Origin of the sequence: Actinomadura hibisca NBRC 15177 (assembly GCF_001552635.1) — a bacterium.
Classification (GTDB): Bacteria; Actinomycetota; Actinomycetes; order Streptosporangiales; family Streptosporangiaceae; genus Spirillospora; species Spirillospora hibisca.
In genome coordinates this window covers 24,869-35,708 of the sequence record NZ_BCRO01000116.1, presented here as the reverse complement: position 1 = coordinate 35,708, position 10,840 = coordinate 24,869, and the positions used below count along the sequence as shown (strand labels likewise).

Genomic DNA, 10,840 nt, shown 5'->3' with positions numbered 1-10,840 from the left:
GCTTTCGGGCGGGGTAAGGCCCCCAACAGACCATTGGGTTGATAGGCCGGAGATGGAAGCGCGGTAACGTGTGGAGTCGACCGGTACTAATAGGCCGAGTGGCTTGAACACACACAACGTTCAAATTGATCGCTGCTTAGAAACAGTTGTTCGCGTCCCTGTGTGGTTCCCAGAAAACAAACGGGAACCGCTACAACAACTCGATACCGAGCCTTGAGTCGCTCGGACGATGATCTTCCCGCGCTCGCAAGAGCGTCTGGGGGTTGGTCGTTCGGTGGTTATGGCGAGGGGGAAACACCCGGTCCCATCCCGAACCCGGAAGTTAAGCCCTTCAGCGCCGATGGTACTGCACGGGAGACTGTGTGGGAGAGTAGGACACCGCCGGACTCTTTTTACGGAAAGGCCCCGCCAGCAATGGCGGGGCCTTTCTCATTTCTGCACCTGTACATACCGACATTCCATCCGGGTCAGCCGCGCGGCCTGTGCTCAGCCAGCCAAGACGCGGCGTACGCCACGGCGTCGGCCAGCGGGAACAGCCGGGATGCCGCCGCGCCCACGTTGCCCCGGACGACCGGTCGGTCCTTCTCGAAAGCCGCCCCCAGTTCGTCGAAACGTTCGTCGCTGATCGAGGTGTCGCGCACGCTCGTCCAGCGGCGGCCCTGCGGCGTGAGCACGGCGAAGGAGTTCTCCACCTCCGGCCCGGGAATCCGGTACTCGGCCAGATGGAACGCCGTGCACGTCTCGAAGCCCGTTCCCAGCAGCAGCACCCGCGCCCCGGCTTCCTCCAGTCGAGCCAGTGGGCTGCGCTCTCCCAGCCGGCAGTCCAGTGCATGACCGTCCACGATCGCCGCCGCCCGGTGGCCGACAGCCGCGAAGGACGTCTGCGGGTGGGTGCTGCGGACGGCTCCCGGCCAGCAGCGCAACGTCTCCGGGACGATGCCCATGCCGCGTGTGGGCGTGGTGCGCCGGTCGTAGGGCGGCATCGAGGCGCGGATCTCGGCCCACCATTCCTCGGGCACTGGCGGGGCCTGCCACTCGGCCGGATCGGAGTTGTCGCCGGTGTGGGTCGGCACCACCAGCGTCCCGTCCGGGCCGAGCACGTCGAGCAGCGCCTGGACCACCGCGACTGGCCCGCCGCACACCCAGCCCAGCGAGCTGAGCGAGGAGTGCAGCAACAGGGTCTCGCCGGAGCACAGGCCGAGGGCGCGGAGTTCGGCGGTGAGCGAGTCGCGCGTACACATCGGACCGGCTGGAGGCATTGTCGGCATTTCGCTGAGTGTGCCCCAGCCAGGCCCGGTGTTCCACTTCATTTGGACGGCTCCCGATCTGACTAACTCGGGAGCGCCGTCTCCCTGGGGCGCTCCTCTGCTGGAACGGACGGCACTGCGGGCGTCGAGGCGCGGGCGGCAGCGAAGCTCACCTGCGCCGCCATGTACGCCAGGAACGTCAGTCCCGCCACCAGGTAGCAGTTGGCCACCAGTGTCGTCAGCCCGTGGAAGCCGTACTGGCGCGGTCCCCCGTCGTGCGGCGTCCACCACATCGGGGCCAGCACGAACAGCGCGTACGTGGCCGCCGCCACGGTCCGCCGACCGTCCCGCACCAGCAGGACCAGCACCGGCATCACCCACACCCAGTGGTGTGCCCAGGAGATCGGCGACACCAGCAGGCCGGTCACGCCGCCCACCGCCACCACCGCCAGCCAGTCGCCCCGCCGCGCCCACATCGCCGCCGTCGCCAGCCCGCACACCATCAGGACCATGCTGACGAGTGGGAACCAGCCGCCGATCTCATCAGGGCCGCCCAGCAGCCGCGCCGCGATCGCCAGCGGCGACTGGTTGCTGATGTAGGGGACGCCCACGCGCGAGGTGTCGTAGAAGGTGTGCAGCCAGTAGACCCGCGAAGCGTCCGGCGAGACCAGGAACGCGCCGAGCGTGCACATCACGAACACGACCCCCGCCACCACCGCGTCCCGGCCCCGTCGCGACACCAGCAACACCAGGATGAAGACCGCCGGCGTCAGTTTGATCGCGGCTGCGATCCCGATGCCCAGCCCCGCCCGGCGGCCCTGCGCCACCCGGTGGAAGTCCGTCAGCACCAGCGCCATCAGGAACAGGTTGACCTGCCCCTGGAAGAACGAGTGGTACACCGGTGCCAGCAGGAACCCCGCCGCCATGACGCAGATCCCCGTGCCGGGCGGGACGCGGCGGCCCGTCAGCCGCAGCGCCGTCACACACGCCCACGCGAACGCCCCCGCCGACGCCAGTTGCCAGAGCACCCGCGCCGCCGCCAGGGGCAGTTCCGACAGGGGAACGAACAACATGGCGGCGAACGGCGTGTTCGTGAACCACAGTCCCGCGTGCCGCTCGGTGTACAGGCTCGCTCCGTCGCCCAGCGCCTGGCCGCCCAGCATGTAGATGCGGAAGTCCAGCGAGTCGTAGCAGAGCGCGAACACCGTGACCGCCACGATCTCGACCGCCAGCACCGCACGTGCGACCGGGGCCGCCCAAGTTCTCACCACACCGCTCCGTTCCGGAAGATCAGCAGATGTGGCAACGGTGGCGATTCGGGCACTCCCGGCGCGTCGGGCCGACGGCCACAATCCCCGATGAGGGGTAGCCTCGGGGCGTACGCCCGTGGGCCAATGCGTCTACCAGGGCAGACGGTTACGATCAGCGCATGTCAGACAAGCGACGTGGGGTGCCGGGCGGCATCGTGGGCTGGATCGGCGCGCTGCTGTTCCCGCCCCTGTTCTTCCTGGCGGTGCAGGGCGCCGACCCGATGCGCGGCAGCGCGACGTCGGTCCCCGCCCTCGTGGCGCTGGTGCTCCCGCTCGGGCTGGTGGCCCGGCGGCCGGTGCTGGGGCTGCTGGTCCTGCTGTCGGGCTGGTTCATCGCGCCCGCCGCCGGGCCGGACCTCCCGGCCGAGGTCGGATACCTGATGGTCGCGGTGAACGACCTGGTCATCGCCTACCTCGCCGCGACGCGCAGGCGCCGGGTCTCGCTTCCGGCCGCCGTCCTGACCGTCGCCCTCCAGCTGCTCTACACCGCGGTGATGACCCACGGCAACGCCATGGTCAACGCGGCGGTGGCCGTGCTGCTCGCGACCGTCGCCGCCTGGATCGCCGGTGACTCCTTCGGCGAGCGCCGCGCGCACGCCGAGGCCCTGCGCGCCCAGGCCACCGCGCAGGCCGTCACCGCCGAGCGGCTGCGCATCGCCCGCGAGCTGCACGACATGGTGGCCCACAGCATCGGCATCATCGCCATCCAGGCCGGGGTCGGGGCGCGCGTCATCGACACCCGGCCCGACGAGGCCCGCAAGGCGCTGGCCGCCATCGAGACCACCAGCCGCGACACCCTGTCGGGGCTGCGCCGGATGCTGGGCGCGCTGCGCCGCACCGACGCCGGTGCGGAGGAGGCCGCGCCGCTCGATCCCGCGCCCGGCCTGGCCGACCTGGACCGGCTCGCGGCCGCCACCGGCGACGCCGGGGTGCGCGTCGAGGTGCGGTGGGTGGGGGAGCGGCGGCCGCTGCCCGCCGAGATCGACCTGTCGGCGTACCGGATCGTGCAGGAGGCCGTCACCAACGTGGTGCGGCACGCCGGGACCGACGCCTGCCGCGTCACCATCGAGCAGCACGACGGGGAGGTCGCCATCGAGATCGTGGACGACGGCACGGGGCGTCCCCCCGGCCCCGGCGGTTACGGCATCACCGGGATGCACGAGCGGGTGGGGCTGCTCAATGGCGGGCTGACCGCCGGTCCGCGCCCCGAGGGCGGGTTCCGCGTCGCCGCCCGGCTGCCGCTTCCGGAGCCGGTCCGATGAGCGGCGACGGGACGCCGGTGCGCGTCGTGCTGGCCGACGACCAGCCGCTGATCCGCGCCGGGTTGCGCGTCCTCATCGACGCCACGCCCGGCCTGACCGTCGTGGGCGAGGCCGGGACCGGCGCGGAGGCGGTGCGGCTGGCCCGCGAGACGCGGCCCGACGTGGTCGTCATGGACATCCGGATGCCCGGCATGGACGGCATCGAGGCCACCCGCCACATCGCCGCCGATCCCGGCGTCGCCGCGCGGGTGCTGGTCCTGACGACCTTCGACGACGACGAGTACGTGTACGGGGCGCTGCGCGCGGGCGCGTCGGGGTTCCTGGTGAAGGACATGGCGCTGGAGGACATCCTCGCGGCGGTCCGGGTCGTGGCCGCCGGGGACGCGCTGATCGCGCCGGGCGTCACCCGCCGCCTGATCGGCGAGTTCGCGGCCCGGCCCGCCGCGGCGCCCGAGCGCCGCCCGCTGGCGGGCGTCACCGACCGCGAGCGCGAGGTGCTGACGCTGGTCGGCCGGGGCCGCTCCAACGCCGAGATCGCCGCCGAGCTGCACATCAGCCCCGCCACCGCCAAGGCACACGTGGCGCGGTTGCTGGCCAAGCTGGACGCGCGCGACCGCGTCCAGCTCGTGATCGCCGCCTACGACGCGGGGCTGGTGGAGCCGGCCGCCTGATCACGTCGCGAACAACACTCCGGCCAGCTCGTCCAGCGTGGCGATGTCGTCCAGCGGGAACGCCTCGGCGATCGGCGCGAACACGTCCATCGAGTGGTGCTGGGCGAACCCGACGGCCTGCCGGTGCAGCGCGTGGCCCAGGGCGAGGCGCGGGAAGTCCGCGCCGACCGGCCACTCCGCCGCCGCCAGGAACGCCGCGAACGCCTCGCGGTCGCAGCCGAACAGGTCGCGGTAGGGCTGGATCAGCTCGCAGTGCCGGTCGATGACCATCGCGTCGCCCCAGTCGATGATGCCGGTGAGGCGGCCGCCGGCCACGTAGACGTGGTTGGCGGTGAGGTCGCCGTGCGTGAACACCGGGTCGGGCGGGCCGAGCCGCGCCAGGTAGCCGTCCACCTGCGCGGTCAGGTGCGGGGGCAGCGAGCTTCGTGCCACGGCCGCCGTCACGTCGAGGTCCGGCCAGTCGGCGTGGGTGGCGATGCCGGGGCCGGGGCGCAGCGCGTGGACGCGGCGGACCTGCCGTCCCACGTCCCGGGCCAGCGTCAGGAGTTGCGCGTGCGTGAGGTCGGCGCGCCAGGCGGCCTCGCCGGGCATCCGGCTGGTGATCAGGTAGGGCCAGCTCGCGTCGAACAGCCAGCCTTCGGCCAGCAGCCGGGGCGCGGCGATGGTGGGATCGGTCGCGACCAGGGCCTGGGCGGCGCGTTCGGCGGCGTGGCACGCGCGCCAGGCGTGGGTCGTCCCGAACAGTTTCACCACCACGTCGCCGTAGACGAAGGTTGGGTAGGTCGCGTTGAAGCCCGCGACCGGTTCGTGGCGCGCGTCCAGCAGGCCGTGTCGCCGTAGGGCCTCGGCGACGTGCGGCCACCAGAACGCGACGTCGCCGACCCGCGCGGTGTGCTCGCGCATCGTCGCGAACTCGGGAGGCGCTGCCATCGCGCCAGCGTCCTCGCCGGGCTCGGCTGCCCGCAAACGATTTACGATTCGGGCGGGAAAGCGATCCGCGTCTCCGGCGAGGAGAACCACCATGGATGAGATCCAGCAGCTCGGCGCCCTGCTTGCCAAGCCCGAGCCCGACGGGGACGTGACCGACGCGCGCCGCCACCAGCTCCAGCGCGCCATGCGCGGCCAAGCCCCGGCGCAGCGCCGCAGGCGCGGCCTGCTGGCCGGCGGGCTCGGCCTGGCCGGGACGGCGGCCGTCGCGGCCACCGCGATCGTGCTGGCGTCCGGCGGCACCGCCCCGACCGTCACGCCCAACAGCCCGCCGGTCGCGCAGCCGCAGTCGGCGCGGCAGGTGCTGCTGGCGGCGGCCGGGACGGCGGAGCGGGCCACCGAGGGGACCGGGAGGTACTGGTACGTCCGCACCGTCACCACCGAGAGGGAGGGCGGGCGCACGGTCGGCGAGTCGTGGACGCGTCGCGACGGCACCGCGTGGGTGCGCAACGTCAAGAGCGAAGGGAAGGTGTTCCGGCTGCCGGTGAAGCGGAGCGTCTCCCTGGTGCACGAGGGCACCGGCTTCGAGGAGATCCGCACGCTGCCGACCGAGCCCGGGAGGCTGACCGAGCGCATCAGGGCCCTGATCAAGGGCAGCGACCTGCGCACCAGCGCGGGCCGTCCCGACGCCGCCGCGCGCGATCAGTTCCTGCGCACCTCGCTGGTGGCGCTGGTCTCGCAGCTCCCGGCGACGCCGAAGGTGCGCGGCGCGGCGCTCCGCGCGCTGGCGGCGCTGCCGCAGGTCACCGCGCTGGGCCCGGTCCGGGGCGGCGAGGGCCTGCTGATCGTCCTGGCCGAGGGCCAGCAGGCCCGCCTAGTGGTGGACCCCGGCACCGGCCGGGTCCGCGACAGCAACTTCATGGTGGCGCACGACGGTGGGGAGTACTGGACGGAAGGGACCTTCACCGTCTACGCAGAGTGGACCGACCACCTGCCCAAGTAGCCGCACGACGGCCACCGCCGGGCCTCGCGGCCCGGCGGCGGGCCGGTCTCAGGAGGGGCGCCAGCACAGCTCGGGAGGCGCGCCCGTCTTCCACAGGTCCGCGTCGAGCAGCTCCGCCCAGCCCGGACGCCACTGGGGCGCGCGGGCGTGCATCTCCTCGCGCAGCCGGTCCAGCATGTGCGCGGGCACCGTGCCGCCCTCCCACCATGACGGCGCATGGTCGTAGGCGCGTTCGACGGTCACCTGGTCGCCGGTCAGCGCGATGCGGGCGTACAGCCAGCGGCCCTGCTCGGCGTCGTCCTCGTCGCGCCAGGCGTGCAGCAGCTCCACCAGCCGCTCGTCGAGCCACTGGAGGGAGGCGGAGATGAAGGAACGCGACCCGGTCTGGTTTCCGGCCCGAGCGACGGTGACGGCGGTCTCGCCGGAGTCGCGCAGCCACTCCACCACCCGCTCCAGCGCCGGTCCCGCGACGGGCGCGGGACGCTCCAGCTCGGACGCCGCGCGCATCGCCACGCCGATCGCGCTGGCCGCATGGCTGGGGTCGATCAGGTAGACGCGCCGGTCCGCGGGCTCGCCCTGCCCGGCGGCGATCTCCGGCCGCGACGAGCCGGGCGTCGCGCCCAGCGCCGTGGCCATGGCGAGCGCGGGCTCGACGTCGCCGTCGTCCTCCAGCAGCTCCACCACGGGCTCCAGCACCGCACGGTCCACCGCCCCGGCGGCCACCGCCGACGACAGCCGGGCGAGGACGCCGGACACCTCGCTCTGCCGATCGGCGTCCGTGTGCTCGTAGTAGGAGTCCTCCACGGCGTCGGCCCCGTAGGTGAGGCCGTCGCGCAGCCCCTCCGGGTAGGGCGTGTGCGACCAGGACGAGCCGTCCCACCAGTACACGTAGGCGAGGGTCTGCGCATGCCGCATCACCTTGTGCAGCCACTCCCACGGCAGCCAGTCCGGCCCGCCCGCGAGCAGGTCCAGCGGCGGGTGCACGTCCCGGGTCTGGCTGTAGTCCACGTCGTAGCCGAACAGGACCGCGCGCCCGCCCTCGACCCAGGCCATGCCCCACCAGCCGTTGCCGACGTCGTCACGGCGCAGCCCTCCCAGGTACGGAGCCAAGCCGAGGCCGGACAACTCCGGCGACGTCTCGGCGAGCACGGCCAGCATGACGGCCTCGGTCCAGACGGCTTCCGGATGCGGCAATGACAACACGGGCCCCTTATGCGGAGTTCGGGAGGATTGGTCAGGATGGCAGATTCAGAAACCTATGACTCCAGGTTCGCCAGCAGGGCGGCCACGGCGGGTAGGTCGTTCTCGCTGAACACGTGCAGGCCCTCTCGTTCCAGTAGGGCGGCCGTTACGCCGTCGCCTGCTGTTGAGCGGCCCGAGAACGTTCCGTCGTAGATGCGGTGGCTGCCGCATGACGGGCTGCCTTCTTTCAGGATCGCGATCCTTGCCCCGGACCGGTGTGCGGTGTCCAGGGCCAGTCGGGCTCCGCGTAGGAACGCCTCCGTCACGTCCTGTCCGTTGTCGGTCAGCACGCGCGCGGTGCCGTCCAGTACCGCCGTGCCGTCGCCGCCGACGATCTCGGCGGGCGGGCGCGGCACCGGCAGGCCGCCTCCCACCTCCGGGCAGAACGGCACCAGCCGTCCCGCCGCGCGCCAGCCCTCGAACAGGGCGCCGGCCACCGGCTTGCCCGCGCCGTCGTAGCGCACCGGGCGGCCCAGCAGGCACGAGCTGACCAGGATCCTCTCCATGGCGTCACGATATGTGCTCTTGCGCCGCCTGGGACGGCGGCGAATAGTGAAAGGCGTCCCCGTCCCCAGGGAGCAGGAATGGTCCTTCTCGGCCGCGAACTGCCCGAGGCCCCGCCGGTGCGGCGCTCCAAGGGATCGGTGGTGGTCTCCTGGCTCACCACCACCGACCACAAGGTCATCGGCTACCTGTACCTGACCACCTCGTTCGTGTTCTTCCTGCTGGCCGGGCTGATGGCCATGGTCCTGCGGGCCGAGCTCGCCGAGCCGGGGCGGCAGTTCGTCAGCAACGAGCAGTACAACCAGATGTTCACCATCCACGGCACGGTGATGTTGCTGCTGTTCGCGACGCCGCTGTTCGTGGGGTTCGCCAACGTGATCATGCCGTTGCAGATCGGGTCGCCGGACGTGGCCTTCCCCCGGCTCAACATGTTCAGCTACTGGTTGTTCCTGTTCGGCGGGCTGATCGTGTTCCTGTCGTTCGTGTCGCCCGGCGGCGCGGCGAGCTTCGGCTGGACCGCCTACACCCCGCTCAGCAACGGCGTGCGGTCGCCGGGCGTGGGCGGCGACCTGTGGATCATGGGGCTGGTGTTGTCGGGCTTCGGCACCATCCTCGGCGGGGTCAACTTCATCACCACCATCGTGGGCATGCGCGCGCCCGGCATGACGATGTTCCGGATGCCGATCTTCACCTGGAACATCTTCCTGACCAGCCTGCTGGTGCTGATGGCCTTCCCGATCCTGGCGGCGGCGCTGCTGGTGCTGATGGCCGACCGCAAGCTCGGCTCGCACGTGTTCGACGCCGCCAACGGGGGCGCGCTGTTGTGGCAGCACCTGTTCTGGTTCTTCGGCCATCCCGAGGTCTACATCATCGCGCTGCCGTTCTTCGGCATCATCACCGAGATCATCCCGGTGTTCAGCCGCAAGCCGCTGTTCGGCTACTTCGGCATGGTCGGCGCGACCATCACCATCGCGGGCCTGTCGATGGCGGTGTGGGCGCACCACATGTTCCCCACCGGGCAGATCCTGCTGCCGTTCTTCTCGTTCATGACGTTCCTGATCGCGGTGCCGACCGGGGTGAAGTTCTTCAACTGGGTCGGCACGATGTGGCGCGGGCACATCAGCATGGAGACGCCCATGCTCTGGTCGGTGGGGTTCCTGGTCACCTTCCTGTTCGGCGGGCTGACCGGCGTCATCCTGGCCTCGCCGCCGCTGGACTTCCACGTCACCGACTCCTACTTCGTGGTCGCCCACTTCCATTACGTGGTGTTCGGCACGGTGGTGTTCGCGATGTTCGCCGGGTTCTATTTCTGGTGGCCGAAGATGACCGGGAAGATGCTGGACGAGCGCCTCGGCAAAATCCATTTTTGGTTCCTGTTCGTCGGCTTCCACACCACCTTCCTGGTGCAGCACTGGCTGGGCGCCGAGGGAATGCCGCGCCGTTACGCCGACTACCCCGCCGAATTCACCGGCCTCAACCGGCTGTCCAGCGTCGGGGCGTTCATCCTGGGCGTGTCCACGCTGTTCTTCCTCTACAACGTGTACCGGACCGCGCGGCACGCCCCGCGCGTGGAAGCCGACGACCCCTGGGGCTACGGCAACTCCCTGGAATGGGCGACGACCTGCCCGCCGCCCCGGCACAACTTCACCTCGATCCCGCGCATCCGGTCCGAGCGCCCGGCGTTCGACCTGCACTACCCGCGCGTGCCCGACGCGGGCGTGGCGGTAGCGGACGAGCGCGCCGCACCGGACTCTTCGGGATGATCCGGCACGCGACCTGACCCACCGGACAGTGGCCCGAAAGTCAACCACTCTCCGTCATAAAGTTTTCACATGGAGCGACGGAGCACGCTTGACGCCCGCGACTGGGCGGCCTGGCACAACGCCTACGACGACCCCGGATCGGCCCTGGCGCGGCGGCTGGCCACCGTCCGCGCCCGCATCGGTGAGGTGCTGGACACCGCGCCGCCCGGCCCGGTCCGGGTGGTGAGCCTCTGCGCCGGGCAGGGCCGCGACCTGATCGGCGCGGCGGCCGCCCACCCGCGCGGCCGGGACGTGCGCGCCCGGCTGGTCGAGCTCGACCCGGCCAACGTGCGCGCGGCGCGCGAGGCGGCGCGGGCGGCGGGGCTGCCCGGCGTCGAGGCCGTGGCGGCCGACGCCTCGCGCACCGACGCCTACCTCGGCGCGGCCCCGGCCGACCTGGTGCTGGCGTGCGGGGTGTTCGGCAACATCACCGACGACGACATCCACCGCACGATCTCGCTGCTGCCCGGCCTGTGCGCCGAGGGCGCCCACGTGGTGTGGACGCGCAACCGGCGGCCACCGGACCCCACCCCGCGGATCCGCCGCTGGTTCGGGCGGCACGGGTTCCAGCAGTGCTGGATCGCGCCGCCGGGGGAGCGCGCCTACGGCGTGGGCGTGCACCGCTTCGCCGGCAGGCCCGTCGCGCTGGAGGCGGGCGTGCGCATGTTCACGTTCGTCGGATACGACGTCCTGCGGGAGGGCGCGCCCTGGCCTAGCTGACCGATTGGACCGCTGCACGAAACGGACCCGGGTCGCCCCGGGAGGGCCATGCGCGAGAGCGCGCGGCCTTTCCGGGACGGCCCGGACGGGAGCGGCCCAGGGGGGATCAATAACACAAAAGTAACAATGGGCTTATTGCGCAGAAACGCTGT

The 10,840-nt window shown here is 71.7% G+C and carries 10 protein-coding genes and 2 rRNA genes; 7 read left to right on the top strand and 5 right to left on the bottom strand.

What is annotated here, in order from left to right; genetic code table 11:
• Positions 1-111 (top strand): 23S ribosomal RNA (locus tag AH6_RS38570); the annotation flags it as partial.
• A gap of 159 nt (positions 112-270) precedes the next feature.
• Positions 271-387: ribosomal RNA gene (gene rrf, locus AH6_RS38565) — 5S ribosomal RNA — on the top strand.
• Positions 388-467: 80 nt separating this feature from the next.
• On the opposite strand, the gene AH6_RS38560 is transcribed toward rrf, so the two are convergent.
• Positions 468-1,241 (bottom strand): AAC(3) family N-acetyltransferase, encoded by a 774-nt coding sequence (locus AH6_RS38560; RefSeq protein ID WP_245679657.1) that lies wholly within the window; start codon positions 1,239-1,241, stop codon positions 468-470.
• 89 nt (positions 1,242-1,330) lie between these two features.
• A complete protein-coding gene (locus AH6_RS38555; protein ID WP_157431979.1) occupies positions 1,331-2,515 on the bottom strand; it encodes a glycosyltransferase 87 family protein in 1,185 nt (394 codons plus the stop codon).
• Positions 2,516-2,676: 161 nt separating this feature from the next.
• On the opposite strand from AH6_RS38555, the gene AH6_RS38550 reads away from it, so the two are divergent.
• Together AH6_RS38550 and AH6_RS38545 are read left to right on the top strand one after the other, a co-directional pair.
• Complete coding sequence (locus AH6_RS38550) at positions 2,677-3,819, top strand: sensor histidine kinase (RefSeq protein ID WP_067490734.1); 1,143 nt, start codon at positions 2,677-2,679, stop codon at positions 3,817-3,819.
• A complete protein-coding gene (locus AH6_RS38545; RefSeq protein ID WP_067490731.1) occupies positions 3,816-4,490 on the top strand; it encodes a response regulator in 675 nt (224 codons plus the stop codon). The genes AH6_RS38550 and AH6_RS38545 overlap by 4 nt, the downstream gene beginning before the upstream one ends.
• On the opposite strand, the gene AH6_RS38540 is transcribed toward AH6_RS38545, so the two are convergent.
• Positions 4,491-5,420, bottom strand: a complete 930-nt coding sequence (locus AH6_RS38540; protein ID WP_067490728.1) for a phosphotransferase — start codon at positions 5,418-5,420, stop codon at positions 4,491-4,493.
• Between the two features lie 91 nt (positions 5,421-5,511).
• Here AH6_RS38540 and AH6_RS38535 point away from each other — a divergent pair, with 91 nt between their 5' ends.
• Positions 5,512-6,420: a CU044_5270 family protein gene (locus tag AH6_RS38535; RefSeq protein ID WP_067490725.1), complete on the top strand. Its 909-nt coding sequence runs from the start codon at positions 5,512-5,514 to the stop codon at positions 6,418-6,420.
• A gap of 48 nt (positions 6,421-6,468) precedes the next feature.
• On the opposite strand, the gene AH6_RS38530 is transcribed toward AH6_RS38535, so the two are convergent.
• Both AH6_RS38530 and AH6_RS38525 read right to left on the bottom strand, forming a co-directional pair.
• Positions 6,469-7,620 (bottom strand): hypothetical protein, encoded by a 1,152-nt coding sequence (locus AH6_RS38530; RefSeq protein ID WP_157431977.1) that lies wholly within the window; start codon positions 7,618-7,620, stop codon positions 6,469-6,471.
• Positions 7,621-7,676: 56 nt separating this feature from the next.
• Positions 7,677-8,168: a 2-thiouracil desulfurase family protein gene (locus AH6_RS38525; RefSeq protein ID WP_067490719.1), complete on the bottom strand. Its 492-nt coding sequence runs from the start codon at positions 8,166-8,168 to the stop codon at positions 7,677-7,679.
• Positions 8,169-8,246: 78 nt separating this feature from the next.
• On the opposite strand from AH6_RS38525, the gene ctaD reads away from it, so the two are divergent.
• Together ctaD and AH6_RS38515 are read left to right on the top strand one after the other, a co-directional pair.
• Entirely contained in the window at positions 8,247-9,929 is a 1,683-nt protein-coding gene (ctaD, locus tag AH6_RS38520; protein WP_067490716.1) for an aa3-type cytochrome oxidase subunit I, read from the top strand.
• A gap of 69 nt (positions 9,930-9,998) precedes the next feature.
• Positions 9,999-10,688, top strand: a complete 690-nt coding sequence (locus tag AH6_RS38515; protein WP_067490713.1) for a methyltransferase domain-containing protein — start codon at positions 9,999-10,001, stop codon at positions 10,686-10,688.
• Positions 10,689-10,840 lie beyond the last annotated feature (152 nt).

What these genes read in the sequence shown, in the direction of transcription:
- AH6_RS38560 (WP_245679657.1), bottom strand. Translation starts at nt 1,241, where the DNA reads ATGTGTACGCGCGACTCGCTCACCGCCGAACTCCGCGCCCTCGGCCTG.
- AH6_RS38540 (WP_067490728.1), bottom strand. Translation starts at nt 5,420, where the DNA reads ATGGCAGCGCCTCCCGAGTTCGCGACGATGCGCGAGCACACCGCGCGG.
- AH6_RS38525 (WP_067490719.1), bottom strand. Translation starts at nt 8,168, where the DNA reads ATGGAGAGGATCCTGGTCAGCTCGTGCCTGCTGGGCCGCCCGGTGCGC.
- AH6_RS38535 (WP_067490725.1), top strand. Translation starts at nt 5,512, where the DNA reads ATGGATGAGATCCAGCAGCTCGGCGCCCTGCTTGCCAAGCCCGAGCCC.
- AH6_RS38545 (WP_067490731.1), top strand. Translation starts at nt 3,816, where the DNA reads ATGAGCGGCGACGGGACGCCGGTGCGCGTCGTGCTGGCCGACGACCAG.
- ctaD (WP_067490716.1), top strand. Translation starts at nt 8,247, where the DNA reads ATGGTCCTTCTCGGCCGCGAACTGCCCGAGGCCCCGCCGGTGCGGCGC.
- AH6_RS38515 (WP_067490713.1), top strand. Translation starts at nt 9,999, where the DNA reads ATGGAGCGACGGAGCACGCTTGACGCCCGCGACTGGGCGGCCTGGCAC.
- AH6_RS38550 (WP_067490734.1), top strand. Translation starts at nt 2,677, where the DNA reads ATGTCAGACAAGCGACGTGGGGTGCCGGGCGGCATCGTGGGCTGGATC.